21 protein-coding genes and 1 tRNA gene are annotated in these 25,292 nt (G+C 69.2%); 11 read left to right on the forward strand and 11 right to left on the reverse strand.

The genetic code is table 11. The features are described from left to right. Positions 1–53 precede the first annotated feature (53 nt). The 3 genes from AA983_RS11960 (at position 54) to AA983_RS11970 (ending at position 3,326) form a co-directional block, all read left to right on the forward strand. A complete protein-coding gene (locus AA983_RS11960) occupies positions 54–644 on the forward strand; it encodes an inorganic diphosphatase (protein WP_047312471.1) in 591 nt (196 codons plus the stop codon). A 169-nt stretch (positions 645–813) separates the two neighbouring features. After that, positions 814–2,001, forward strand: a complete 1,188-nt coding sequence (locus tag AA983_RS11965) for a CapA family protein (protein WP_082128886.1) — start codon at positions 814–816, stop codon at positions 1,999–2,001. 83 nt (positions 2,002–2,084) lie between these two features. Continuing rightward, entirely contained in the window at positions 2,085–3,326 is a 1,242-nt protein-coding gene (locus AA983_RS11970) for an MFS transporter (protein WP_231579603.1), read from the forward strand. Positions 3,327–3,363: 37 nt separating this feature from the next. Here the strand turns inward: AA983_RS11970 and AA983_RS11975 are convergent, their stop codons facing one another. Continuing rightward, entirely contained in the window at positions 3,364–4,713 is a 1,350-nt protein-coding gene (locus AA983_RS11975; protein ID WP_047312473.1) for a nitrate/nitrite transporter, read from the reverse strand. 139 nt (positions 4,714–4,852) lie between these two features. Here AA983_RS11975 and AA983_RS11980 point away from each other — a divergent pair, with 139 nt between their 5' ends. From AA983_RS11980 to AA983_RS11995, 4 genes are all read left to right on the forward strand, one after another. After that, on the forward strand, positions 4,853–5,851 hold the full coding sequence (locus AA983_RS11980) for a bile acid:sodium symporter family protein (RefSeq protein WP_156170380.1): 999 nt from the start codon (positions 4,853–4,855) through the stop codon (positions 5,849–5,851). Positions 5,852–6,001: 150 nt separating this feature from the next. Then, positions 6,002–7,720: an AMP-binding protein gene (locus tag AA983_RS11985; protein WP_047312474.1), complete on the forward strand. Its 1,719-nt coding sequence runs from the start codon at positions 6,002–6,004 to the stop codon at positions 7,718–7,720. 158 nt (positions 7,721–7,878) lie between these two features. Continuing rightward, the gene (locus AA983_RS11990; RefSeq protein ID WP_047312475.1) at positions 7,879–8,424 is read left to right on the forward strand and encodes a helix-turn-helix domain-containing protein; all 546 of its coding nucleotides are present in this window, start codon (positions 7,879–7,881) and stop codon (positions 8,422–8,424) included. Between the two features lie 19 nt (positions 8,425–8,443). Next, positions 8,444–9,103, forward strand: a complete 660-nt coding sequence (locus AA983_RS11995; RefSeq protein WP_052947100.1) for a LysE family translocator — start codon at positions 8,444–8,446, stop codon at positions 9,101–9,103. A 78-nt stretch (positions 9,104–9,181) separates the two neighbouring features. On the opposite strand, the gene AA983_RS12000 is transcribed toward AA983_RS11995, so the two are convergent. From AA983_RS12000 to AA983_RS12030, 7 genes are all read right to left on the reverse strand, one after another. After that, positions 9,182–9,255: transfer RNA gene (locus tag AA983_RS12000), tRNA-Thr, on the reverse strand. Positions 9,256–9,391: 136 nt separating this feature from the next. After that, positions 9,392–10,945, reverse strand: a complete 1,554-nt coding sequence (locus AA983_RS12005; protein WP_047312476.1) for an alpha/beta hydrolase — start codon at positions 10,943–10,945, stop codon at positions 9,392–9,394. A 17-nt stretch (positions 10,946–10,962) separates the two neighbouring features. Next, positions 10,963–12,147, reverse strand: coding sequence for a DNA polymerase III subunit delta' (locus AA983_RS12010; RefSeq protein ID WP_047312477.1), 1,185 nt, complete (start codon positions 12,145–12,147; stop codon positions 10,963–10,965). Then, positions 12,144–12,845, reverse strand: coding sequence for a dTMP kinase (gene tmk / locus AA983_RS12015; RefSeq protein WP_082128911.1), 702 nt, complete (start codon positions 12,843–12,845; stop codon positions 12,144–12,146). The genes AA983_RS12010 and tmk overlap by 4 nt, the downstream gene beginning before the upstream one ends. A 189-nt stretch (positions 12,846–13,034) precedes the next feature. After that, positions 13,035–13,826: a MerR family transcriptional regulator gene (locus AA983_RS12020; RefSeq protein ID WP_047312478.1), complete on the reverse strand. Its 792-nt coding sequence runs from the start codon at positions 13,824–13,826 to the stop codon at positions 13,035–13,037. 53 nt (positions 13,827–13,879) lie between these two features. Continuing rightward, on the reverse strand, positions 13,880–14,485 hold the full coding sequence (locus AA983_RS12025; protein WP_047312479.1) for a hypothetical protein: 606 nt from the start codon (positions 14,483–14,485) through the stop codon (positions 13,880–13,882). A gap of 188 nt (positions 14,486–14,673) precedes the next feature. Further along, positions 14,674–15,243 (reverse strand): hypothetical protein, encoded by a 570-nt coding sequence (locus AA983_RS12030; protein WP_047312480.1) that lies wholly within the window; start codon positions 15,241–15,243, stop codon positions 14,674–14,676. Positions 15,244–15,299: 56 nt separating this feature from the next. Between AA983_RS12030 and AA983_RS12035 the strand changes: the two genes are divergently transcribed. Next, positions 15,300–15,860, forward strand: a complete 561-nt coding sequence (locus AA983_RS12035) for a dienelactone hydrolase family protein (protein ID WP_047312481.1) — start codon at positions 15,300–15,302, stop codon at positions 15,858–15,860. Between the two features lie 72 nt (positions 15,861–15,932). On the opposite strand, the gene topA is transcribed toward AA983_RS12035, so the two are convergent. After that, positions 15,933–18,782, reverse strand: a complete 2,850-nt coding sequence (gene topA, locus AA983_RS12040) for a type I DNA topoisomerase (RefSeq protein WP_047312482.1) — start codon at positions 18,780–18,782, stop codon at positions 15,933–15,935. Positions 18,783–18,957: 175 nt separating this feature from the next. Between topA and AA983_RS12045 the strand changes: the two genes are divergently transcribed. Together AA983_RS12045 and AA983_RS14965 are read left to right on the forward strand one after the other, a co-directional pair. Beyond that, positions 18,958–19,773, forward strand: coding sequence for a dioxygenase (locus AA983_RS12045; RefSeq protein WP_047312483.1), 816 nt, complete (start codon positions 18,958–18,960; stop codon positions 19,771–19,773). 217 nt (positions 19,774–19,990) lie between these two features. Next, positions 19,991–20,647 carry a hypothetical protein gene (locus AA983_RS14965; RefSeq protein WP_052947101.1) on the forward strand — a complete coding sequence of 219 codons (657 nt, stop codon included), beginning with the start codon at positions 19,991–19,993 and terminating at the stop codon, positions 20,645–20,647. A gap of 84 nt (positions 20,648–20,731) precedes the next feature. Here the strand turns inward: AA983_RS14965 and AA983_RS12055 are convergent, their stop codons facing one another. Both AA983_RS12055 and AA983_RS12060 read right to left on the reverse strand, forming a co-directional pair. Beyond that, positions 20,732–22,252 (reverse strand): methyltransferase, encoded by a 1,521-nt coding sequence (locus AA983_RS12055; protein WP_047312484.1) that lies wholly within the window; start codon positions 22,250–22,252, stop codon positions 20,732–20,734. Between the two features lie 44 nt (positions 22,253–22,296). Continuing rightward, positions 22,297–22,641: an STAS domain-containing protein gene (locus AA983_RS12060; RefSeq protein ID WP_047312485.1), complete on the reverse strand. Its 345-nt coding sequence runs from the start codon at positions 22,639–22,641 to the stop codon at positions 22,297–22,299. A 120-nt stretch (positions 22,642–22,761) separates the two neighbouring features. Here AA983_RS12060 and AA983_RS12065 point away from each other — a divergent pair, with 120 nt between their 5' ends. Further along, positions 22,762–25,179, forward strand: a complete 2,418-nt coding sequence (locus tag AA983_RS12065) for a DEAD/DEAH box helicase (RefSeq protein WP_047312486.1) — start codon at positions 22,762–22,764, stop codon at positions 25,177–25,179. Positions 25,180–25,292: the final 113 nt, after the last annotated feature.

The raw sequence follows: 25,292 nt of genomic DNA on the forward strand, positions 1-25,292 counted from the left end.
GTACGGAACACTGAGCAGGGACTATTACACCAGCTATCGGAGGGCCACGAACCATGGAGTTCGACGTCACCATCGAGATTCCGCGCGGCACGCGCAACAAGTACGAGATCGACCACGAGACCGGTCGCATCCGTCTGGACCGCATCCTCTTCACGGCGATGCACTACCCGGCCGACTACGGCTACATCGAGGACACCCTCGGTGAGGACGGCGACCCGCTGGACGCGCTGCTGCTCATTGACGAGCCCACGTTCCCCGGCTGTGTCGTGCGTGCGCGCTCGATCGGCGTCTTCAAGATGATCGACGAGGCCGGTGGCGACGACAAGATCCTGTGCGTGCCCGCGGGTGACCCGCGTCAGGACCACGTCACGGACATCAAGGACATCTCGGACTTCACGCTCAGCGAGATGCAGCACTTCTTCGAGACCTACAAGGCGCTCGAGCCGGGCAAGTCCGTCGAGGAGGGCTCGCACTGGGTCGGTTCCGACGAGGCTGCCAAGACGGTCGAGGACGCTCTCGAGCGCGCCAAGGCCGAGGGCATGACGACGGCCCGCTGGGCGATGCCAGGTCACGGCGCCCACGAGACCGAGCGCTCGATCGACAAGGCACCCGGCGACAGCCAGGCGGACAAGCCGGAGGCCTGACCCGCCGTCTTCGCTGCACCGACGACGCGGGGTGCCCCTCATCGATGAGGGGCACCCCGCGTCGCTCGTTGGGGCGCGCATGGCCCGACGGGGCCGATCCGGATTGGCCGCCCGACATCTCTTGCGCCTCAACCCTTCCCCCGTCACCGAAGATCCGTAGCCTTCAGGTATGGGGAGAACGACACGCAGCATCATCATGTCCACGGCCGTCCTCGCACTGACGGTCGCCTGCACTTCGGGCGACGGCGCGGATACCGTTCGCTCCGGTGACGGCACGAACACATCATCGGAGACGAACACCTCGGCGTCATCGTCGAGCGCGGGCCTGACGCACGGCGAGGTCGTCCACGTCGGCGGCTCGGGCGACATCCTCGTCCACACGCCGGTGCGTGATCGAGCCAAGGCCAACGCGGGCGGCTCAGGGTACGACTTCGACCCGATGTTCGCCGCCGTGAAGAAGCCGATCAGCGAGCTCGACCTCGCGCTCTGTCACATGGAAACGCCGCTCTCGACCGACAACACCAACCTGTCCGTCCCGGCCACGCTGTCGTTCAACGTGCCGCACGAGGTCGCGGGTTCGCTCAAGCGCGCCGGGTTCGACGGGTGCGACCGCGTCGGCAACCACGTCGTCGACCGCGGCCTCGCCGGCGTCGCGTCGACGAAGAAGGTTCTCGACGACGCGGGGCTGAAGAACCAGGGGCCCTCGCCCCATACGACGGACACCCAGAAGCCGGTGATCCACGACGTCAAGGGCCTCAAGGTGGCTCATCTCGCGTACTCGTACACGACGGGCAACGAGGCAGCGTCCAACACGAACGTGCCGCCGGACATGCCCTGGTTCAAGTACTGGCAGTTCCCGATCGTCAAGGCCGAAGGCATCCGCGCAGACGCCCGCAAGGCAAAGGCGGCAGGCGCGGACGCCGTCGTGCTGAGCATGCACTGGGGGCCGGAGTACAGCTCCGAGGCGAGCCCTGAGCAGCGGGAGCTGGCGAAGAAGCTCCTCGACTCCCCCGATGTCGACCTCATCCTCGGCACGCATGTTCACGTCGCCCAACCCTGCGAGAAGATCAACGGCAAGTACGTCGTCTACGGCATGGGCAACTTCATCAGCAACCAGAGCCACGACCAGAACCCGGACCTCAAGCCCGCGACCCAGGACGGCATGATCGTCGACGTCGCCTTCAGCCGCGGCTCGGACGGCAAGCTCGCGCAGAAGCTCACCTACCAGCCCACGCACGTCCACCTCGGCGACTACGAGATCCAGCTCGCCACGCCGACGCAGAACGCCGAGGCGTACAAGCGCGTCACGTCGACGATGTCGGCCCTGCCGAGCTGTGACGCGAAGCCCGCGAGCTGAGCCGGCAGGTCACCGGGGCCAGATCCTTACCCACGCTATGGAATGCACCGACGGCGAGCACCCGCTCGCCTTACATTGAGCGGGTGAGCAGCGCCGACCACCGCGAACCCGAGATCACCGCGAGACACTCGCGGCTGGCGATCACCGGTGTCGGCGTGCTCGGGACGCTCGGCGTCGCTCTCGTCTCGATCAACCTGCGCCCCGGGGCCGCCTCCGTCGGACCGGTCCTCGAGGAGGTGCGTGACGACGTCGGGCTCAGCGCCACCGTCGCGGGGCTCATGACGGCTCTGCCCTGCCTGTGCTTCGGCCTCGTCGGCGCGCTCGCCGTCACGCTGGCCAAGCGCATCGGCGTGACGGCGGGTGTCGCTGCGGGCCTCGTCGCCATCACGACCGGCCTCCTTCTGCGTTCCCTCACGGGCAACGGCGTCGGTTTCCTCCTGTTGTCGACGCTCGCGCTCGCCGGCATGGCCCTCGGCAACATCCTCGCGCCGGCCTGGATCAAGCGGCATTCGAGCGACGGCGGCACCCGCGGCATGACGATCTACAGCACCGGCCTGGCGATCGGCGGCTCGCTCGGCTCGCTTTTCGCCGCGCCCGTCGCCCAGAGCGCGCCCGGCGGGTGGCGAGGATCCCTGGCGCTGTGGGGCTTCGTCGCGGGCATCGCCGTCATCCCCTGGCTGGCCCTGACCGGGCGCGAGCGACGAACGTTCGCCCATCACACCGTGCCGCCGGCGGCGCCCCCGGTCCGCCTGCGAGCCTCGCGCACCGCCGTCTTGATGTGCGTGTACTTCGGGATGCAGTCCATGAATGCCTACGTCCAGTTCGGGTGGCTTCCGCAGGTGTGGCGTGACGCCGGCCTGTCGAACGTCGAAGCGGGATCCTGGCTCGCGCTCATCGCCTCGCTCGGCATTTTCGGCGGGCTCATCATGCCCAGCGTCGTCAACCGACGTGGACTCATGACGGTGATGGTGCTCGTTCTCGGCGCGCTCCTGTTGGGCGGCTACTTCGGGCTGCTCCTCGCACCGGCCAGCATCCCGTGGCTGTGGGCGCTCATGCTCGGCATCTCCGGGTGGAGCTTCCCCGGTGCCATCGCCATGATCACCGCACGCACCCGCAATCCGCGCATCACCGCCCAGGTGAGCGGCTTCGTCCAGCCCATCGGGTACGTCATCGCCGGCGTCGGGCCCGTGGCTGTGGGAATCGTGCACGAACTCGTCGGCGGATGGACCCTCGTCCTGCTGCTCCTCATGGGGACCGGCGTCATCATGACCGCCGCCGGACTGGTGCTCGCCCGTTCGGGATACGTCGACGACGAGCTCGCCTGAGTCTCTGCGGCCGACGTGGGTCCGCGCCGATGGCGGGTCAGGCGCCCGTGCGTCGCCGCCTGCTCGGGACGCCCGCACGCAGGTGGGCGTAGGCGTCATCGGCGAGGACGACGGCATGCGTGCGACGCCGCGAGCGCCACATCATCGCGAGGCCGAAGGCCCAGACGAGATACTGCACGCTCATCGCTGCGCGGAAGGAGCCCGCGTCGTACGTAGCCGGGCCGCCCGGGGCGACGTGGTCGAGCACGACCCCGATGAGCAGGATGCACGTCACGGAGGCGACGTATCCCCCGACGTTGACGATGCCGTTGGCACTGCCGAGGCGGGTGGGCGCGTTGAAGGAGCGGGCCATGTCGAAGCCGACCATGGAGCCCGGCCCGCCGAGCGACACGGCGATGCACAGCAGGACGAGCAGCCACAGCGGCGCCCGCCCGGGCCACGCGAGCACGACGCTCCACAGCGCGATGATGACGCCGATGAGCGTCATGACGACGACGGAGCGACGGTGTGGCATTCGCGCCGTGTACATGCCCAGCACCGGACTCGCCACGATGATCGTCACGACCATGAGGGACAGCAATGTGCTCGCCGTCGCCTCGGACAGGCCCTGACCCTTCGTGAGGAACGGGAAACCCCACAGGAGGACGAACACGTTCATCGCGAACTGTGCGGTGAAGTGGGTCCACAGGCCCAGGCGTGTGCCCGGCTCGCGCCAGACCTCGCCGAGCACCCGGGCAACCGCCCGCAGCCTGACGGTGTCGCGCCGTTTGTCGAGGTTCGGGCTGTCGACGACGACGAACCACATGACGAGGCCGAGCACGAGACCCAGGGCAGCGGCGATGAGGTAGGTCCGCTCCCACCCCAGTGCGTGGAGCGCCGCGGCGAGCGGACCCGCCGCGAGCAACGCACCGATCTGGCCGGCGAAACCGGTGATCTGGGTGACGAGCGGCGCTCGCATCGGCGGGAACCACAGCGCGGCGATGCGCAGGACGCAGACGAAGATCATCGCGTCGCCCATGCCGACGAGGACGCGGGCGCCCAACCCTGCCGCGAAGGTGTGAGCGAAGGCGAACCAGGCCTGCCCGGCCGTCATCGTCAGGGCACCGGCGGCCAGGAGGATGCGTGAGCCGTACTGGTCGAGCGCGGCCCCGACGGGCACCTGCATCGCCGCGTAGACGAGCAGTTGGACCATGGCGAAGGTCGCGAGCTGCGAGGAGCTGATGCCGAACCGCTCGGCCGCCATGATGCCCGCCACCCCGAGCGATGTGCGGTGGAAGACAGCGAGCACGTACACGGCGACAGCCGCTCCCCAGATCGCCCACGCGCGTCGGCCGCCGAGCGGTGCGAGGAGGCGGGGTTCGGGGGCGGGTGCGGGCGTGCTCGTCATGACGCCTCTACTTTAGTTCGCCTTCCGATATTCTCGCGTCAGTGTCTCAGCGCGCCCGATGCGCCCGCACGCGGTGGATCGGGTGGAACGAGGCCACCCCGCGTGTGCCCGGTTCGGCATATGCCCGACGACCGATGGGATGACGATGGCCTCCGAGCGCAGCAACGCGCCCTCCTCGACCTCCGGGGCGGCCGCCGTCGAGACGCCGAAGCAGCGTCGCGCCGCACTCGTGGCGGTGACGGCCCTGCCGATCGTCGTCGTCATCGCAGGCGCGTGGGGCTACACCCAGCCCGGCCTTTTCACGCCGCACGCCACATGGGTGCCGTACCTGCTCGGCGTCGTGATGTTCACGATGGGTCTCACGCTCACACCACACGACTTCGCCGCCGTCATGCGCCGCCCCTGGGCCGTGCTCATCGGGCTGGTGGCCCACTACGTCATCATGCCGGGAGCCGGGTGGGTCATCGCGCACGCGCTCGCGCTCTCACCGGAGCTGGCCGTGGGTCTCATCCTCGTCGGATGTGCGCCGAGCGGCACGGCGTCGAACGTCATGACGTTCCTGTCGAAGGGCGACGTCGCGCTCGGTGTGTCGGTGGCCACCGTCTCGACACTTGTGGCACCCGTCGTCACGCCTGCACTGACGGCGCTGCTCGCCGGGTCGTACCTCCACGTCGACGCAGGCTCGATGATGGTGGACATCGTCAAGACGGTGCTCGTGCCGATCGTGCTCGGCGTCGTCGTCCGTCTCGTCATCAAGGACGCCGGCGTGCGCGCCATCGCTCCGGCCCTGCCGTGGGTGAGCGCCGTCGTCATCGCCTGGATCGTCGCGATCGTCGTTGCAGGAAGCGCCGGCAAGCTCGCCTCCGTCGGCGGCATCGTGTTCCTCGCGGTCGTGTTGCACAACGGCTTCGGGCTCGGCCTGGGCTACCTCGCAGCGCGCTTCGCGGGCCTCGACGCGAAGGCCCGCCGCGCGCTCGCCTTCGAGGTGGGCATGCAGAACTCCGGCCTTGCCGCGACGCTGGCGAAGGTGCACTTCTCCCCGCTCGCCGCGCTGCCGTCGGCCGTGTTCTCCGTGTGGCACAACGTCTCGGGCGCCGTGCTCGCCGCGTGGTTCGCGCGCCGGCCGGTGCGCGACTGAGCACCCCGACCGTGATGTGAGTCGTGGCTCGTTCTGTGAGCTGCGCTGGTCACCGGACGGACCGGAGCTCACACACCGGGCCATGGCCGACGTGATTCACCTCACGTGTACTCGCCCGTAACCCATACCGGCTTTGGCAAGGTGCCGAGCATGAGCGAGAACGTTGCCACCACCCGCTATCGTCAGGCCCGGGACGAGCTGCTGGCCCTTCGCGGCAAGCACGACGAAACCGTCGCCTCGTTCACGTGGCCCGACCTGGGTGAGCGCTTCAACTGGGCGCACGACTGGTTCGACGTCGTCGCGCGCGGCAACGACGCGAAGGCACTCGTCATCCTCGAGGAAGACGGCTCGTCGCAGGAGGCGACGTTCGACGAGATGGCGCGCCGCTCCGATGCCATCGGGACGTGGCTCGCCGAACGAGGCGTACGCCGCGGCGACCCCGTCATCGTCATGCTCGCCAACCAGGTCGAGCTGTGGGACGTCATGCTCGCCACGATGAAGCTCGGCGCCATCATCATGCCGACGACGACGGCCGTCGGGCCGAACGATCTCGTCGACCGCATCGAGCGCGGCGGCGTCAAGCACGTCATCGCGAACGCTGCGGACACCGACAAGTTCTCCTCCGTGCCCGGCACGTACACGCGCATCTCCGTCGGCGAAAGCGACGGCTGGCAGGACATGCGCGCCGCCTACGCGAACGTCGAGGGCGCCACCCCGCTCGAGCACCCGGGCACCGCGCCGAGCGACCCGCTGCTCTACTACTTCACGTCCGGCACGACGAGCCGGCCGAAGCTCGTCGAGCACACGCAGTCGTCGTACCCGCTGGGTCACCTGTCGACGATGTACTGGCTCGGTCTCGAACCGGGCGACGTGCACCTCAACATCTCCAGTCCGGGGTGGGCCAAGCACGCGTGGTCGTGCTTCTTCGCGCCGTGGATCGCGGAGGCGACGATCTTCGTCTACAACTACACGCGCTTCTCCCCCGGCGCCCTGCTGGAGCAGCTGCGCAGCCGCGAGGTGACGACGTTCTGCGCGCCTCCCACGGTGTGGCGCATGCTCATCAACGCCGACCTCTCGGGCGGCAAGGGATCGCTGCGCGAACTCATCGGCGCGGGCGAGCCGCTCAACCCGGAGGTCATCTCCCGCGTCGAGAAGGCGTGGGGTCTCACGATCCGCGACGGCTACGGCCAGACCGAGATGACGGCGTCCGTCGGCAACACCCCCGGCTCCACGGTGAAGCCGGGGTCCATGGGTCGGGCGCTGCCGGGCATCCCGGTCGTCATCGTCGACCCGATGACGGGTGAGCGCGTCGAGGGCGCCGGCGAGGGCGAGATCTGCCTCGACCTGTCCGACCGGCCGCTCTCGCTCATGACCGGCTACCTCGGCGACGAGAAGCGCAACGCCGAGGCGATGGAGGGCGGTTTCTACCACACGGGTGATGTGGCGACGATCGACGACGAGGGCTACATCAGCTACGTCGGGCGCACCGACGACGTGTTCAAGGCGAGCGACTACAAGATCAGCCCGTTCGAGTTGGAGTCGGTGCTCATCGAACACCCGGCCGTCGCCGAGGCAGCCATCGTGCCGGCCCCCGACGCCGTCCGCCTCGCCGTACCGAAGGCTTACCTCGTCCTCGTCGACGGGCAGGAGGGTGACGAGGCCACGGCGGAGAGCATCTTCGCGTTCGCGCGCGAGCGCCTGGCGCCGTGGCAACGCGTGCGTCGCCTCGAGTTCGCCGAACTGCCGAAGACGATCTCGGGCAAGATCCGACGCGTCGAACTACGCGGCCGCGAGAACGAGCTGGCCGACGCCCACGAGCGGCCCGAGGGCGAGTTCCGCGACGAGGACTTCCCCAGCCTGCGCGGCTGACGGCGCTGCGGCGACCCTTCCCCCGGGCCACGGATGACGGCTCGGGGAAGGGTCGCTTTATGCCCGGCGCCGACTGAGGTGCCAACGCGCCACATGACGAGACCCATCACACACAAATCGCACTATCCGCCGAACGAAACGTTCGCTAAAGTGAACACATGGCCTACCTGAGCGAACGCGTCGGAGCGCAGATCAAGCTGCGCCGCGAGCAGCGAGGGTTCTCCCTCACCGAGCTCGCGCGACGAGCTGATCTCGGCAAGGGCACCCTGTCGAATCTCGAGGCGGGGCGCGGCAACCCGACGCTCGATACGCTCGACGCCCTGGCGCGAGCCCTCGGCATCCCGCTCACCGACCTGCTCACGGTTCAGCCCACCGGCCAGGCCACCGTCGTGCGCGCCGAACCCGCACCACACGACGAGTTCACCCGTCAGTTCCTCGCGCGCGTCGGCGGAGGCCGCAGCCTCGAGATCTGGCGTCTGCACATGCCGCCCGGCGACGTCTTCGACGGCGTTCCGCACACTCCCGGCACGGTCGAACACATCATCCTCGTGAGCGGCTCGCTGCGGGCCGGCCCCACGGACGCCCCCGTTGATCTGGAGCCCGGCGACCTCGTCGCGTTCCCCGGGGACGCACCCCACCGCTACATCGCCGGCCCCGAGGGGGCCGACATGCACTTCGTCTTCGCCACGCCCACGCTCGGCTGATCACCCAGAAGGAGCACCCTTGTCCCTCGCCACCTGGCTCACCCTGCTGTCGGCCTGGATCGTCGCCGTCGCCTCCCCCGGGCCCGACTTCCTCGCCGTCATGCGCACCTCGGCAACCTCGGGTCGCCGGAAAGGGCTGTTCGTCGCCGCCGGCGTGACGACCGGCATCGCCCTGTGGGTCGTGCTCGCCCTCACCGGCCTCGCCGTGGTCTTCGCCCAGTACGAGGCCGCCTACAAGGTGGTGCGTTACCTCGGCGCGGCGTTCCTCATCGGGTACGGCCTGCGCATCCTGTGGAGCCTGCGTCGCAGCAGCAGCAACAACGATGACGACGCAGAGGCTCCCGGAGCCAATGCGGCCGCCGCGTCAGCACCCCTCGCGACCCGCAGCGTGTGGAAGGCGTACCGCATCGGCCTCGTGACGAACGTCGCCAACCCGAAGGCCCTCGTCTTCTTCGGCGCCCTGCTCGCCTCGATCGTGCCGCACGGTTCGCCGTTGCTCGCCCAGCTCGAGGTCTTCGCCACCATCGTCGGCGTCGCGTTCGCGTGGTTCGCGAGCCTCGCGTGGATCGCGTCCGGCGAACGCGTCGCGAACGGCTATCGCCGCGCAGCCCGCCGTATCGACGGCGCGGTGGGTGGCGTGTTCACCGTCATCGGCGTCTCGCTCGCCGCGAAGGCGTGACCTTCGCCGCAGCGACGGAGGCGGTTGCCCCGACATGACGAAAGCCCCCAGGTGAGACCTGGAGGCTTTCGTGCGCTGAGCCGCTTGTCGGAATCGAACCGACGACCTTCTCATTACGAGTGAGACGCTCTGGCCGACTGAGCTAAAGCGGCACCGCTGGGCTCGGAGAATCTCCGGCAGCGAGGCTAGACATTACACGAGGACTCAGGCGAACGCGAATTGCGGGGGCCCTCCACGCGCTCGCCCACCCGTCGAACGGGTGTCGCGAAAAAAGCGTGAGGACAACCCTCAGCAGGTGGTCTTCTCCGGAAGGTTCTTGCCTTCGAGCAGGTAGGAGTCGATGGCCGAGTCGACGCACTCGGAGCCGCGGCCGTAGGCCGTGTGACCGTCACCGTCGTAGCTCACGAGACGCCCGTTCTCGAGCTGCTTCTCGAGGCGCTCGCTCCACTCGTACGGCGTGGCCGGGTCGCGGGTCGTGCCGACGACGACGATCGGTCCGGAGCCCGCCGCCTTGACCGACTTGGCCTCACCCGTGGCCTTGACCGGCCAGTCCGCGCAGATGGCGCCGGCCCAGGCGAGCTGCGAGCCCCAGGTCGGGGCGTCCTTGGCGAGCGCCTTCGTTTCCTTTTCGTACGTCGCGACGCCGCCCGTCGGGGCCGGGCGGTCGAGGCAGGTGACAGCGTTGATGACCTGCATGATGTTGCCGTTGTAGGTGCCGTCGTCGTTGCGCTCGGCGTACTGCTTGCCCGAGGCGAGCAGGAGCGTCCCGTCACCGTTCATCGCCCCGCGCAACGCATCCGTCAGGCCCGGCCAGCTGGCCTCGTCGTAGAGGCCCGCGGCGATGCCGTTGACGGCCCACCCCTCGGTGAGTCGATCGATGCGCGAGTCACCCTCGGCGCGAACGGTCTTGTCGTCGAGGCCCGCGAGGAACTCCTGGAGCTTCTTCTTGCCTGCCGCCGGTTCCGAACCGAGGGGGCAGTCGGATTCCTTCGTGCAGGAGGCGAGGTAGGCGTCCAGTGCCGTTTCGAATCCCTTGGCCTGTCCGGCGTTGAGCTCGGCCATCGTGAGGTCGGGCGGCAGCACGCCGTCGAGCACCATGCGCCCGACCTTCTTCGGGAACTGCTCGGCGTAGGAGGCTCCGAGGAACGTTCCGTACGACTTTCCGAGGTAGTCGAGCTTGTCCTCGCCGAGGGCCGCGCGCAGAACGTCCATGTCCTTGGCCGCCTCCTCGGTGGAGACGTGGCCGAGCAGCGGGCCGGCGTTCTTCTTGCAGGCGTCGGCGAAGGACTTGTCGGCGGCGAGCAGTTCCTTCTGTTCTGCCGCGTTGTCGGGTGACGGATCGGCACCGAGAAGATCGTCGAGCTCGGCGTCGCCGACGCACGTGATGGCCGCCGAACGCTGAACGCCTCGCGGGTCGAAGCCCACGACGTCGAAGCTCTCGCGCACGCCCGAACTGACGATGCTGTCGGCGGCCGCGGCATAGTCGACACCCGAGGCGCCGGGTCCACCCGGGTTGACGACGAGCGACCCCTTCTTCGTGCCGGTGGCTTTCTGGCGGTTGACCGCGATCTCGATCGTGGCACCGTTCGGCTTGGCGTAGTCGATGGGCACGCGCAGTTTCGCGCACTCACCCTCGTCGCACTTCTCCCACTTGAGCTTCTGGGAGTAGAACGACTGCAGACCCGACGGAGCGGGCCCGGCCTTCGATGCCGACGTGGTGGCACTGCCCGCCCCGGTTGCCTCGGAGTGCGACGACGACGAGCTGCAGCCGGCCACCAGCGTCAGCGCGCCGGCCGCCGCGAGGGCCGTGCGCAGTGAGCGGGGGGTGGCGCGTCGGGTCATGGGGTCTCCTCGGGGCGTTACAGGGGAAGTTTGAGCGCGATGCACATGGCTTCGAGCGCGAGCAGAGGCGGCACGTTGGCGGCGATGCGTTCGCGTGCGGTGGCGATGGCGTCGAGGGCGAGCAGAAGTTGCTCGGGTGTCAGCGCCCGCGCGAGCTGTTCGACCTCACCGACGATGTCGGCGTTGACGAGGTCGACCGGCTTACCCCAGCGCACGACCATGGCGTCGCGGTACATCGAGGCGAGGTCGATGAGGGCGCGGTCGACGACGTCACGCGCGAATCGCGTGGCCCGCGTCTTCTGCTCCTTCTCGAGCTGATTGATCGCCGAACGCACGTGCGGGGGTTGGGTTCTCGCCGACGTGTCGGCGCCCAACTGCTCAAGCAGCTTCGCTTTCTCCTGGGCGTTGCGCTCCCCCGACGACGCGCCGGATTCGTCCTCGGCGATCGACGCGAGGTCGGCGGCGGCCTTGAGTGCGTCACCGAGCCCGCGGATGGACAGGGCGAGCAGGAGGGTCTCCCGTCGGCGGATCCGAGCGCCTTCGTCACGCGCGAGTCGGCGAGCGATGCCGATGTGCGACTGCGCGGCGCGGGCCGCGTACGTGGCCATGGCCACGTCGACTCCGTCGCGGCGCACGAGAAGTTCGGCCACGGCTTCGACCGGAGGGATGCGCAGGCGCACGTGACGAGACCGGCTGCGGAGCGTGACGATGATGTCCTCGACGCTCGGCGCACACAGCAGCCAGACGGTGCGCGGCACAGGCTCCTCGAGGGCCTTGAGCAGGGCGTCGGCGGCGCGTTCGGTGAGGCGGTCGGCGTCCTCGATGACGATGACGCGCCAGCGCCCCACCGACGGCGACGACTGTGCCGCGAGCGCCAGATCGCGGGCCTCGCGGACCTGGATCGTCAGACCCTTCGTCGAGACGATCTGGACGTCGGCGTGAGAACCGTCAAACGTGGTGCGGCATTCGCGGCACTCACCACACCCGCCCTGTGGGCACTCGAGCGCGGCGGCGAACGCGCGGGCCGCGTTGGAGCGCCCCGAGCCGGGCGGGCCGGTGAGGAGCCACGCGTGGGTCATGCGGCGGGGGTCGGCGATAGCCTCCGAGAGCGTGCGGACGGCATCGTCCTGGCCGACGAGATCGCGCCACACGCCTTCGCCGATGCCCGGAACGGAGCGCACCTCGGGTGCCTGCACGCTCATCGACGCGCCGCCAAGGTCTGTTCGAGTCGGGTGCGAACCGCAGCTGCGATGTCCTCGCGCGGCAGCGAAGCGTCGAGGACGAGGTAGCGCTCGGGGTCGCGAGCGGCGAGTGCGAGGAAGTGCTCGCGCACGCGCGCGTGAAAGTCGTCGGCTTCACGTTCGAGCCGGTCTTCGCCGCCGCGGCCACCACGGCGGGCGCGGCCGTCAGCCGGGTCGACGTCGAGCAGCACCGTGAGCTCGGGCGTGAGGCCCGTGGTCGCCCAGCGTGAGATGGACTCGATGTCGGCGGCGTCGAGCGCGCGGCCCGCGCCCTGGTAGGCGATGGACGAGTCGATGTACCGGTCCTGCAGGATGACGTCGCCGCGTTCGAGCGCCGGGCGCACGAGTGTCTCGACGTGGTTGGCCCGGTCGGCCGCGTAGAGCAGCGCCTCGGCGCGGGGCGCGACGTGGTCGCCGTGGAGGATGAGCTGCCGGATCGCGACTCCGAGTTCGGTGCCGCCCGGCTCGCGCGTCCTGACGACGGCGTGGCCCTGCTCCTCGAGCCAGGCCTGGGCGAGCGCGATCTGCGTCGTCTTGCCGGCGCCGTCGCCGCCTTCGAACGTGACGAAAAGACCTGCGCGTGCGCTGCCACTGACACCATCGCGGGCCGCGCCGGGCACGGGGGCGAGCAGTTCCTCGTCACGCACGTCGTCAGCCATGCGCACACCCTACCGAGGCGCACCGACAACGCCGGATCGCCGCTCGGTCGCGGCGGCCCGACGCGTCAGGACACAACGCGCCTGACGGCCTCGTCGCCACCTCAACCACCCCGATTCGGGACGCAAGGTGCGCGCCCCGCCCGCACCCGACGCCTGCGGAGGTCCGCCCTCACCCCGCGCCCGAGAAATTCACGAACCGCAGTTCTCGTCCACACCCCGCTTGGCGCAGTAGGCCGTGATCACCGAGGTGACGTACGGCGCGAGGTCGGGCTCGACGTCGTCGTAGGTCTTCGCGAACCGCGGGTCAGCGCTGAACATCTCACCCATGCCGAGCAGCATCGGCAGCGGGACGTCGTTGAACCACGTCTCGATGTGGTCGCGGTGCGCCTGGACCGCGGCGTCCGCCTGCTCGGAGCCCGGTTCCGCGCCGTCACGCTTGGCCTGCGCGAACCGCTCCATGACGGCGTCGCCCTCGGCCTTGATGCGAACCCACTGTTCCTTCGTGTACGACTTCGCGCGGCGCTGCGACTCCTTGTACGCGTCGGTCTCGCCCCAGCGGGCCTCGGCTTCCGCGTCGTAGCTCTCGTCGTAGCCGGTGCCGAAGATCTCCTTCATCTCGCCTTCGGTGATGGCGTAGTCACTCATCGGTTCCTCCCTCGTCAGTGCGGTGTCGATGGCCCGCACGAGCCCGTTCAGCTCGTCGAGCCTGGCGATGACCGCCTCCCTGCGTCGGCGAAGCTGCTCGGTGAGCGCATCGTCGTCCGCCAACACGGCGCCGATGTCCGCCAGTGGCATCTCGAGACGCCGCAGCAAAACGACGCGGGCGAGACGTTGCACGTCGCCCGGCGAGTAAAGCCGGTAGTCGGCCCAACTGCGCTCGCTCGGCGTGACGAGGCCGATCGCGTCGTAGTGGTGCAGGGTGCGCACCGTGATGCCGAAGCGTTCGGCCACTTGGCCCACCGTCAACAGGTCGTCGGTCATGTCACCACCCCACCGCCTCACGCAGCGTGAGGGTCAAACACGGGCGCGGAAAGTCACTGCGCGTAGCCGATCTCGGCGTCCTCGGCCTGCTCGTCGAGGCCGTAGACCGACCCCCGGTAGCTGGGAGGCGTCACGCCGGTCGCGGCATCGCGCCGCAGGAGTGGCTTGGCAATGGCGTGAAGAAAGATCGGTGCGAGCACGAAGAACCACAGCATGATGCTGCCGATCGTTCCGATGACACCGAACATGAGGGCCGCGGACCACGCGCCGTCCCGAAGGCCGAGGCGAACCACCGACACGAGCGTCCAGACGACGGGACTCAGCGCGCACCACAGCTGGCACGCCGTGACACGGTCGCCGAGCGACAACCCGGCCGAACGCCGAAGCGCCACCAGCGCCAGGCCCGTTGCGGCGAGGGCATGCACGCCGACGATCCAGGCCGCAGCGATGAAGACCGCGCCGGCGCTCCAGCCGTCACCCGACGGGCCGTCGCCGAACGCCCCCGCTTGCCCCGCCAGGAGGACGACGAGGAGCCACAGCACCCCGACGACGCTGCTCGCCGCCACGGTGCCGACACCGATGGCGGCCGCCTTCGTCAGGTCGGCACTCAGCGGCGCCGTGCGAGCAGTCTGCTGCTCGGTCTTCGTTTCCGTTCCCACGGCGACATTGTTCACCGGCGACGAAGGCCGAACGAGTGCGTTTTCACAACGGTTCGGTGACGAACAGCCGCCGCGGCTCGTTCAGACACGCACGTCGGAGGGGACGCCACCGTCCGCCCCGGGCGCAGCCGAGCCATCCGAACGCCTCGCCGGAAGACGATGCCAACCAGAGCCATTCGACCGGACGCTCAGGGGCCTGCTGTCGCCCCGGTTGTCTGGGGAGATGACGGGTCGGCACCGGGCTCCTCCTGCGTGACGGGGTGACGACGCAGCAATCCCCGGACCACCAACGCGACGACGAGCGGTGCGAGGGTGACGCACCACATCGCCACCCCAGCAGCACTCATTCCGATCCCGAGACCGATCGCCGTGAGGCCTCCTCCGTCTGACGATCCGGTCGCGAGCCACCCGGTGAACACGAGCGCGCAGATGACCGGGCTCGCCGCCGTCCAGAGCACCATCGACAGCACGCGTCCGCCCGCGCTCGCACCGCGGGTGGAGCGGAGCGACACGAATCCGAGAACCCACGCCACCAGTGCGCAAGGCACGGCGACCCACAGCGCCGAGCGGGCGAGTTCACCCCCGGAAAAGCGCCCGTCAGCCTGAGTGCCGAGGCCGAAGTCCGTGTCGAGGGTGAAGCCCACGACCGTCACGGCCACGACGCCCCACCCGACCGCAGCGACGGCAGCCGCTCCGGCGAGCAGAAGATCGGCCCTGCGCGTGGCACCCGCCGTCTCGGTTCGTTCCCCGGTGTCCATGCGCCTCGTTCTGTCACATCCGCCTGTGCGGTGCCCGAATGTGCCACGGTGAACGCATGGCACACGTCCTGCTCCTGCACTCCGCACTCGGCTTGCGCTCGGCCGTCCACGAGTTCGCTGCCGACCTGCGCGACCTCGGGCACACCGTCGAGACCCCCGATTACTACGACGGCCACGTCTTCGACTCCGAACGCGACGGCATTGCCTACCGCGACGAGGTCGGTGTTCCCACGCTGATGAAGCGGGCAAAGGGCTACCTCGACGGGCTGCCTGAGGACGCCGTTCTCGGCGGCTTCTCCCTCGGAGCGTTCTTCGCACAGGCTTTCGCTGCCAAACGGCCCGACGCCCGCGCCGCTCTCCTCCTGCACAGCGTGGCTCCGCCCCAGGGTGAGTGGAACGGTGTGCCCGTGCAGGTGCACCGCTACGCCGAGGACCACTGGATCGACGAACCCGACGTTGCGGCGCTGCGTGACGCGGTGGAGGCCTCGGGGGCGTCCTTCGAAGACATCGTTGTGCCCGGCCGCGGTCACTTGTTCACCGACGCCGGCACCCCGGACGGCGACGCTGACGCCACCCGTACCTCGCTCGAACGCATCGCCGCGCTGCTCAACGGCTGAACCTTCCGTCAGAGCGAACGAAGAGGTCGCCTCCCCGAGCGGGGAGGCGACCTCTTCGTCGTGACGTTCGGTTCAGGCCTTCTTGGCCGTCTTCGACGTGCTCTTGGCGGCCGTCTTCGCCGCGCTCTTGGCGGCCGTCTTCTTCGTGGCCGTCTTCGCCGTCGTCTTCTTGGCGGTCTTCTTGGTTGACTTCTTCGCTGCCTTCTTGCGCGTCGTCGGCCCCTTCGCCCGCTTCTCGGCGAGCAGTTCGAAGGCCCGCTCGGCCGTCAGGGTCTCGACGTCGTCGTCCTTGCGCAGCGTCGCGTTGGTCTCGCCGTCGGTGACGTACTCACCGAAGCGACCGTCCTTGACGACGACCGGCTTGCCCGACGCAGGGTCGGCGCCGAACTCCTTGAGCGGCGGCTTCGCAGCCGCGCGGCCACGCTGCTTCGGCTGGGCGTAGATCGCCTCGGCCTCCTCGAGCGTGATGGAGAACAGTTGCGACTCCGTCTCGAGCGAGCGGCTGTCGGTGCCCTTCTTGAGGTAGGGGCCGTACCGGCCGTTCTGCGCGGTGATCTCGACCTTCTCGGTCTTCTCCGTGCCGTCGTCAGCCGTCTTCTTCTCCTCGACGACGCCGACGACGCGCGGCAGCGAGAGCAGCTTGAGCGCGGTCTCGAGGTCGATCGTCGCGAGGTCCATGTCCTTGAACAGCGACGCCGTGCGCGGCTTCGGCTTGGCAGCCTTCTTCTTCGGCTTCTCGTCGGCGGCGGGGGCCTCGTCGGCCAGCACCTCCGTGACGTACGGGCCGTAACGACCGGCCTTCGCGACGATGTCGCGGCCCGTCTCCGGGTCCTGTCCGAGCACGCGACCGTCATCGTCGGCCGCTTCGAGCAGTTCGCGGATCTTCGCCGGCGTCATCTCGTCCGGCGCGATCTCGTCGGTGATCGACGCGCGGCGCGGCGTCGCCGACGTAGCGGCCTGCGCGTCCGCACCGTCCTTGACCTCGCCCGTGGCCGGGTCGACGCCCTCGGGCACGTCCTGCTCGACGTACGGCCCGTAACGGCCGACGCGCACGACGTAGCCCTCACCGATCGGAATGGTCGAGATGCCGCGGGCGTCGATCTCGCCGAGGTCATCGACGAGCTGACGCAGGCCCTCGGCCGATGCGCCTTCGTCACCGAAGTAGAAGCGCGACAGCCAGCGGGCGCGCTCCTCGTCACCGGCGGCGATGCGGTCGAGGCCCTCCTCCATCGAGGCGGTGAAGTCGTAGTCGACGAGGCTCGGGAAGTGCGTCTCGAGCAAGTTCGTGACGGCGAACGCGAGCCACGTCGGGATGAGCGCACTGCCGCGCGTTCGCACGTAACCGCGGTCCTGGATCGTGCCGACGGTGGCGGCGTACGTCGAGGGGCGGCCGATGCCGCGCTCCTCGAGCGCCTTGACGAGCGTGGCCTCGGTGAAACGAGCCGGCGGCGACGTCTCGTGGCCGAGCGCTTCGGCGCGCAGCACGTCGAGGGAAACGCCCTCGGAGAGCTTCGGCAGGCGACGCTCCGAGTCGTCGTTGGAGTAACGGTCGGCGTCGCGACCCTCCTCGTACGCGGCGAGGAAGCCGCGGAAGGTGATGACGGTGCCGCTGGCCGAGTACTCGGCCTGCTTGGCCACGCCGGAGCTCTCGACCGGCACGGTGAGCTTCACCGAAGCCGTCGAGCCCTTGGCGTCAGCCATCTGCGAGGCGACGGTGCGCTTCCAGATGAGTTCGTAGAGCGCGAACTCGGTGCCGCGCAGCTGGCCGGCCACCTGCGCCGGCGTGCGGAAGCGGTCACCCGCGGGACGGATCGCCTCGTGGGCTTCCTGCGCGTTCTTTGCCTTGCCCGCGTAGCGACGCGGCGCGTCCGGCACGTACTCGGCGCCGTACAGGTCGCGTGCCTGCTGGCGCGCAGCGCTGATGGCCGACTCCGACAGCGTCACCGAGTCGGTACGCATGTAGGTGATGTAGCCGTTCTCGTAGAGGCGCTGCGCGACACGCATCGTGTCCTTCGAGCCGAGGCGCAGCTTGCGGCTCGCCTCCTGCTGCAGCGTCGAGGTGATGAACGGCGCGCTCGGCTTGCGCGAGTACGGCTTCTCGCTGACGGCGGAGACGCTCGCGTGCGACGAACGCGTCGACTCCGCGATCTTCTCGGCGGCAGCGCCGTCGAGGTGGCGCACGCCCTTGCTCTTGAGCACACCGTCGTCACCGAAGTCGCGGCCGGAGGCCACGCGCTCGCCGTCGACGGAGCTGAGCTTGGCGACGAACGACTGGCCGGCCTTGGACTCGAACTCGCCCTCGACGTCCCAGTAGGACGCTGCGCGGAACGCCATGCGCTCGCGCTCACGCTCGACGACCATGCGCGTCGCGACCGACTGCACACGACCGGCCGACAGCCCGCGGCGCACCTTGCGCCACAGCACCGGCGAGACCTCGTAGCCGTAGAGGCGGTCGAGGATGCGGCGCGTCTCCTGCGCGTTGACCATCTGCATGTCGAGGTCGCGCGTGTTGTTCGCGGCGCGCTGGATGGCTTCCTTGGTGATCTCGTGGAACACCATGCGCTTGACGGGCACCTTCGGCTTCAGCGTCTCGTACAGGTGCCACGCGATGGCCTCGCCCTCGCGGTCCTCATCGGTGGCGAGGTAGAGCTCGTCGGCGTCCTTGAGGGCCCGCTTGAGCTCGGCCACCTTCTTCTTCTTGTCCGCGTCGACGACGTAGTACGCGTCGAAGCCGTTGTCGACGTCGACGGCGAACTTGCCGTACGGCCCCTTCTTCATGTCGGCCGGGAGTTCGCTCGGCGTGGGCAGATCGCGAATGTGACCGACGCTGGCGTCGACGACGTACTCGTCCCCCAAGTACGCGGCGATGTTCTTGACCTTGTTCGGCGACTCGACGATGACGAGTTTGCGGCCTGACGACACGTGTTGCTCCTTTGCTGTCGATCGCGCGGGCGCCGGATTCGTCGGCGCCGCCCCAGTGCGATCGCTATGACCGTACCCGACGCCTCCGAGTGCCCGAACAGGCCGACCGCCCGGACGACACGCCGTTCCCTGCCTGAGGGTGGAACAGTTGAACGCTCAACGGTGTTGCACCGTCATGACATCGCCCGTGGCCACGCCGCCCTCGTCCGACTCACGACCGCCCGTTCTCTACCTGAGCCACGGTGCTCCCCCGCTCGCCGACGACGCGACGTGGACTCGCGAACTGGCTTCGTGGTCAGGCGCGTTCACCAAGCCGAAGCAGATCCTCATGGTGTCGGCGCACTGGGAGAACGCCCCCGTCACCGTCTCCTCGACGACCGGTGCACCCCTCGTCTACGACTTCTGGGGCTTTCCGCAGAAGTACTACGAGGTCACCTACGACGCGCCTGCGGCGCCGGAGCTCGCCGAATCCGTGGCGCGCCTCCTCGGCACGCCCGACACCCCGATCTACCAGGACACCTCGCGCGGCCTTGACCACGGCGCCTACGTGCCGCTCGTCGAGATGTTCCCAGACGCCGACGTTCCCGTCCTGCAGATGTCGATGCCGACGCTCGACCCGCGTGAGCTCTTCGAGCTCGGGCGCAAGCTCGCGCCGCTGCGTGACGAGGGCACCCTGGTCGTCGGTTCGGGGTTCACGACGCACAACCTGTCGTGGTTCAACCCCGTGGCGGATTGGCCCGCCCCCTCGCCGTCCGTCGAGTTCGACCACTGGGCTGCGGAGACGATGGCGAGCGGCGACCTCGACGCGTTGTTCGACTTCATCCACAAGGCCCCGGCTGCTCACGAGGCGCACCCGCGCACCGAGCACTGGGCACCGCTCTACGTCGCCCTCGGCGCGGCGAACCCCGACGGAGCCGCGAGCGCCACATCACGCACGAGCATCGACGGCTTCTGGCACGGGCTGAGCAAGCGGAGCTGGCAGCTCGACTGAGGTGCGGCGGGTGGGCGACGAACCTCGAACTTCCGCAAGAACATTGGGTGGCAAACCACACCCGGGGCACCCGAGAGGACGTACTGTTCTTCTCAGATGTCCAGGGGATTCAGAACTTTTTCCGAGGTGCAGGGTGAACGCCTCGAAGAAACATGGAACCGAACGCCTCTGGGCTCCGTCACAAGAGCAGTTGACACCGCCCACAAGGAGGAATCCCATGTCACTCATTCGCAAGGCACTGCCGCTCACCTTCGCTGCTGCAGTCGGCCTTTCCGGCTGCACGATGAACGTCGGTTCCGAGGGCGAGTCGAGCTCCGGCTCGTCCACTCAGTCCCAGTCGTCGAGCGAGTCGCCCAGCTCGTCGGAGCAGTCGTCGGAAGAGTCGTCGGAGAGCCCCAGCTCCACCGAGAGCCCGAGCTCCGAGGAGTCGTCGGAAGAGTCGTCCGAGAGCCCCAGCTCCTCTGACAGCCCGAGCTCTGACGGCTCCTCGTCGTCGAAGCGTCTCTCGTCGAGCGAGCTCGGCAACTACGCCTCGACGAACGCCGTCCGCGCCTGCGCCATCAAGGACATCGCCTACAACGGCACGGCCCGCTTCTGCGGCTCCGACCACGAGGACATCACGGCCGATTACAAGGGTCAGCAGCTGTGGGTCACGTTGGCCACGAAGTACGAGAAGGGCGCCACGTACAGCTACACCGTCTCGAACGGTCAGCAGTCGCAGACGAAGTCGCTCCCGTCGAGCAACCTCAACGACGGAGACAGCGCCACGGTCGCCGTCTACGTCCCGATGCGCGTCTCGGGTGACTACAAGGTCACCTACAAGAAGAACGGCGCCCAGATCGCCGAGAAGTCGGTCAAGGTCTCGGTCGACTGATCACCTCAAGCACGGCCGACGGCCCCGCTCCTCACATCGAGGGGCGGGGCCGTCGCTCGTCCTGCGGGCTCTCGGCGCGGCCGGTCAGCCTTCCACGCGTTCGAGCATCCCGTTGGCGATGAGCCGGCGCAGCAACGGCAGCGTCCCGGCGATGACCTCGTCGTCCGGCACACCGACGAGTGAGGCGATGGCGACGAGCGCGGTGCGGGCGCTCATCGAGCCGTCACAGACCGACAGGAACGCCGCGAGCACGGTGTCGGCCTGGATCGAGAGGCCCAGCCCACCGCCCTGACGGATCATGATGACGCTCGGGTCGTCCGCGCCCGGTTTCGTGTGGCGCTCCTCGGTGACGTCGGGTGCGGCCTGCCACGTGCCGTCGAGGAGGTCGTCGTCGCTCGTCTGGGCGAGCCAGGAGCGGGCTCGCAGCCCGGCGTCGATCGTCGGGCCCATGGCCGATGCCACCGGGCCGCGCTCGTCCATGAGGTCGACGAAGGGATCGCGCTCGGACTCGGGCCGCTGCAGCGTCACGATGCCGAATCCGATGCTCTCGACTCCGCGTGCCGCGAAGTCGTCGAGCCATGCCGCGTACATGGCACCGTACTCGGGTGAGTTGACGCCGGCACCGCCGTCACGGGCCCACAGTTCGGCGTACTCGAACGGATCCTGAACCTCGCGCTGGACGACCCACGCGTCGAGTCCGGTGCCCTCGAGCCATTCGGTCCAGACCTGCTCGAACCCGTGGCCTTCGCGCATCTCCCAGTTACCGAGGAATTGTGCGATACCGCCGGGCTCGAGGTGATCACCCACGGAACGCACGAGGTCGCGGATGACGCCGTCACCCACAGCGCCGCCGTCGCGGTACTCGTAGCCGGGCATGCCCTCGGCGCGTGGCGTGATGACGAAGGGCGGGTTGCTCACGACGAGGTCGAAGCGGCGGCCCGCGACGGGCTCGAGCATCGAGCCGGCGAGCACTTCGAGCGGCAGGCGGTTGAGGGCGGCGTTGAAACGAACGAAGTCGAGGGCGCGCGTCGCGAGGTCGGTGGCGACGATGTGCTGCACGTGCCCCGCGAGGTGAACGGCCTGGACGCCGCAGCCAGTGCCGAGGTCGAGAGCAGCGGCCACCTCTCGGCGCGGGGTCCAACGCGCGAGCGTCGTGGACGCACCGCCGATGCCGAGCACGTGATCGGTGGCGAGGACGCTGCCCGTCGCGAGCTCCGACAGGTCGGAGGCGAGCCACCACGAGGAGTTCTCGTCGCCGTAGGGGCGCAGGTCGACGGCCGAGCGCAGCCCGGAGTCTGCCGGAACCGCGAGACCGAGACGTTCGAGTCCCTTGGCCCGTAGCGACGGGAAGGCCGCGTCGAGAGCGTCGAGGGTGTGAGTCTCGCCGAGGGTGAAGAAGCGGACCATCGTGGCCACCGGGTCGTCGCTGCCTGCGAGGGCACGACGCGCGGGAAGAGGCTGCTCCCGGTGCAACGCGGTGGACGCGCCCGGGCCGAGAAGCTCTGCGACGTGCTCGACGGTGTAATCGGCGACGACGAGGTCGTCTCTCAGCGCTTCGACGAGGTCGGTGGCTTCTGCGTCGGGGACGGGCATCCGGGAAGACATGCCCCCAGTATGGCGTTGCCGTCTCCGGTCGAACGCGGCGCGGCTCAGGCCGAGATGGCGGCGACCGACGAATCGACGTCCGTGTCGATGGCGAAGATGTTGTCGAGGCCGGTGATCTTGAAGTTGCGCAGCACGTGGGGGTTGGTGATGACGACGCGCATCTGTCCCTCGAGCAGGCGGACGGCCTTGAGGCGTCCCACGAGGACGCCGAGGCCGGTGGAGTCGAGGAAGCCCACGTCACGCAGGTCGGCCACGATGTTGTGGTGCCCGGCCGCGAGTACCTTCGAGATCGCGTCACGCACCGTGGGTGCCGTGTACACGTCGACCTCACCGTCGAAGGCAACGACGACCACGTCACCTTCGCGATGCATGTTCACCTTGAGGTCCACGTGCGCGACCCTCCTGTTCGGTCGTGGTCTGGCAGGGGTGCGTCGAGCGTTAGTTTGTCATCTGGCCACCGAAAGTCAACGCCCGGCACCGCTTCTGGGCCCTGGGGAGGGACGCTCGCGATGACGTACGACGCCCGGCGCTCCCCGGATCAGATGCTCGACATCCTCGCCGGGCAGGGCACCGGGGAGTTGCGTCACGTACGTCGACGGCCCGCTCGCGAGGCCGTGACGGCGCCGTGGCCGGACTCTGTTCCGGCTCTCGTGCGGTCGACTTTCGAGGGCACCGGAATCCACGAACTCTGGTCGCATCAGAGTGAGGCCATCGCTCGGGTGATGGCCGGCGAGCACGTCGTCGTCGCGACGGGCACTGCGTCGGGAAAGTCCCTCGCCTACCAGGTGCCGATGCTGTCCGCGGCGACCGGAGCGCTCGACCCGGCTACCCCCTCGATGTTCGCCTCCCTGCGCGGCGCGACGAGTCTCTACCTGTCGCCGACGAAGGCTCTCGCGGCCGATCAGCGCACCCGCCTCGAAGCCTTGGCCGTGCCGGGCGCGCGCCTGGCCACCCTCGACGGTGACACGCCTCCCGACGAACGACGTTGGATCCGCGACCACGCGAACGTCATCCTCACCAACCCCGACCTGCTCCATCACTCGATGCTGCCCGCGCACGAACGGTGGTCGATGTTCTGGCGCTCGTTGCGACTCGTCGTCATCGACGAGTGCCACATCTACCGAGGTGTCTTCGGGGCGCACACGGCCGGCGTGCTGCGACGGCTGCGGCGTATCGCGGCCCGCTACGGGGCGGAGCCGACGTTCGTGCTCGCCTCGGCGACAGCAGCCGACCCTGCCAGGCACGCTCGCGCGCTCACGGGGCTCGACGTCACCGCCGTCACGGACGACGGCTCGCCGCGCCCGGCGCTGACGTTCGGCCTGTGGGAGCCCGGGCCTCCGCCCAGCGCGGAGGCCGAGCACGAGGTCTCGGCAGCACTCGACGGAGCTCGTGGTTCGGATGACCCCGCCGATTCATCAGCCGAGGTCACGGACGATCTCGGGCGGCGAAGCTCCGTGGCAGAGACCGGTGATCTCTTCGGCGCACTCGTCGGTTCCGGTGTGCAAACGCTCGCCTTCGCGCGCTCGCGAGTCGGCGTCGAGGTGGTGGCCGACATGGCCCGTCAGCGGCTGTGGAACGAGGGACTCGACGAATCCCTCGTGGCCGCCTACCGCGGCGGTTACCTGCCCGAGGAGCGCCGCGCCCTCGAGCGCGGACTGCGCACGGGAACGTTGCGGGGCATCGCCGCGACGAGCGCGCTCGAACTCGGCATCGACGTCAGCGGGCTCGACGCCGTGCTCCTCGCCGGCTGGCCGGGCACCGTGGCGTCGTTGCACCAGCAGGCGGGCCGGGCCGGACGGTCGGGGCGCGACGCCCTGGCCCTGTTCGTGGCCGCCGACGACCCGCTCGACACCTACCTCGTCCACCACCCCGACGTGTTCTTCGGCCGACCGGTGGAGGCCACCGTGATGGACCCGACGAACCCGTACGTCCTCGCTCCGCAACTCGCGTGCGCGGCCGCCGAGTTGCCTCTCACCGAGGACGACGAGGCCCTCTTCGGGCCGGGTATGCGGCCGCTCGTCGACTCGCTCGTGGAGCGCGCCGTCCTGCGGCGGCGCCCGACCGGTTGGTACTGGGCCCGCGACGACCGCCCCGGCGACCACGTGTCGCTGCGCGGCGAGGGTGGCGACGACGTGCGCATCGTCGAATCGCGCACCGGCCGAGTGCTCGGAACGGTCGACGGCGAACGGGCGCACTCGAGCGTCTTCAAGGGCGCTGTCTACGTGCACCAGGGCGTCTCGTACGTCTCCACGGAGTTGGACCTTGAGGACGGCAGCGCGCACGTCGTGCGCGGCAACCCCGGTTGGTCGACGGCCGCTCGCTCCGTCAGCGCGTTCGACATCATCAGCTCGAGCGCCAGCCGTGCGTGGGGCGCTGCGACACTGCACTACGGCGACATCCGGGTGACGACGCGCGTCACGTCCTTCCTGCGGCGTCTGCCGTCGGGTGAGGTGATAGGCGAGCACCCGCTCGATCTGCCGGAGCGCACCCTCGTGACGAAGGGCGTGTGGTGGACCCTGCCCGAGGACGAGCTCGCCGATGCAGGCATCACCCCCGACGTGGCCCCGGGGGCCCTTCACGCCGCCGAGCACTGCTCGATCGGCCTCATCTCGCTCGTGGCGCAGGGTGATCGGTGGGATATCGGCGGCGTCTCGACGGCGCTGCATCCGGACACGGACATGCCGACGGTCGTCGTCTACGACGCCCTGCCCGGAGGGTCGGGCTTCGCCGAGCGCGCCTACGCGCGGGCCACGGAGTGGCTGACGGCGACGAAGGAAGCGATCGAGACGTGCGCGTGCGAGTCGGGCTGCCCGGCGTGCATCCAATCGCCGAAGTGCGGCAACGGCAACAGCCCCCTCGACAAGCACGGTGCGATCGCTCTGCTCGACCTGCTGTTGCGCGACGCCTACGACGACCCGGCCAACTGACGCGTGGCTGGCCCCGTGCTCGACGCAGGATGTGAGCTCTGGTCCGATCTGTGAGCGGCGCCGGTCACACACCGGGCCGAAACTCACACCTTGGCGTCGATTCGCTGCGCCCG

It is taken from the genome of Dermacoccus sp. PE3, assembly GCF_001021715.1.
Taxonomy (GTDB): Bacteria; Actinomycetota; Actinomycetes; order Actinomycetales; family Dermatophilaceae; genus Dermacoccus; species Dermacoccus abyssi.

What these genes read in the sequence shown, in the direction of transcription:
- AA983_RS11975 (WP_047312473.1), bottom strand. Translation starts at nt 4,713, where the DNA reads ATGACGAGCACGCCCGCACCCGCCCCCGAACCCCGCCTCCTCGCACCG.
- AA983_RS12055 (WP_047312484.1), bottom strand. Translation starts at nt 22,252, where the DNA reads ATGTCTTCCCGGATGCCCGTCCCCGACGCAGAAGCCACCGACCTCGTC.
- AA983_RS12030 (WP_047312480.1), bottom strand. Translation starts at nt 15,243, where the DNA reads ATGGACACCGGGGAACGAACCGAGACGGCGGGTGCCACGCGCAGGGCC.
- AA983_RS11990 (WP_047312475.1), top strand. Translation starts at nt 7,879, where the DNA reads ATGGCCTACCTGAGCGAACGCGTCGGAGCGCAGATCAAGCTGCGCCGC.
- tmk (WP_082128911.1), bottom strand. Translation starts at nt 12,845, where the DNA reads ATGGCTGACGACGTGCGTGACGAGGAACTGCTCGCCCCCGTGCCCGGC.
- AA983_RS11980 (WP_156170380.1), top strand. Translation starts at nt 4,853, where the DNA reads ATGACGATGGCCTCCGAGCGCAGCAACGCGCCCTCCTCGACCTCCGGG.
- AA983_RS12020 (WP_047312478.1), bottom strand. Translation starts at nt 13,826, where the DNA reads ATGACCGACGACCTGTTGACGGTGGGCCAAGTGGCCGAACGCTTCGGC.
- AA983_RS11985 (WP_047312474.1), top strand. Translation starts at nt 6,002, where the DNA reads ATGAGCGAGAACGTTGCCACCACCCGCTATCGTCAGGCCCGGGACGAG.
- AA983_RS11960 (WP_047312471.1), top strand. Translation starts at nt 54, where the DNA reads ATGGAGTTCGACGTCACCATCGAGATTCCGCGCGGCACGCGCAACAAG.
- AA983_RS12005 (WP_047312476.1), bottom strand. Translation starts at nt 10,945, where the DNA reads ATGACCCGACGCGCCACCCCCCGCTCACTGCGCACGGCCCTCGCGGCG.
- AA983_RS14965 (WP_052947101.1), top strand. Translation starts at nt 19,991, where the DNA reads ATGTCACTCATTCGCAAGGCACTGCCGCTCACCTTCGCTGCTGCAGTC.
- AA983_RS11965 (WP_082128886.1), top strand. Translation starts at nt 814, where the DNA reads ATGGGGAGAACGACACGCAGCATCATCATGTCCACGGCCGTCCTCGCA.
- AA983_RS12065 (WP_047312486.1), top strand. Translation starts at nt 22,762, where the DNA reads ATGACGTACGACGCCCGGCGCTCCCCGGATCAGATGCTCGACATCCTC.
- AA983_RS12045 (WP_047312483.1), top strand. Translation starts at nt 18,958, where the DNA reads ATGACATCGCCCGTGGCCACGCCGCCCTCGTCCGACTCACGACCGCCC.
- AA983_RS12010 (WP_047312477.1), bottom strand. Translation starts at nt 12,147, where the DNA reads ATGAGCGTGCAGGCACCCGAGGTGCGCTCCGTTCCGGGCATCGGCGAA.
- AA983_RS12035 (WP_047312481.1), top strand. Translation starts at nt 15,300, where the DNA reads ATGGCACACGTCCTGCTCCTGCACTCCGCACTCGGCTTGCGCTCGGCC.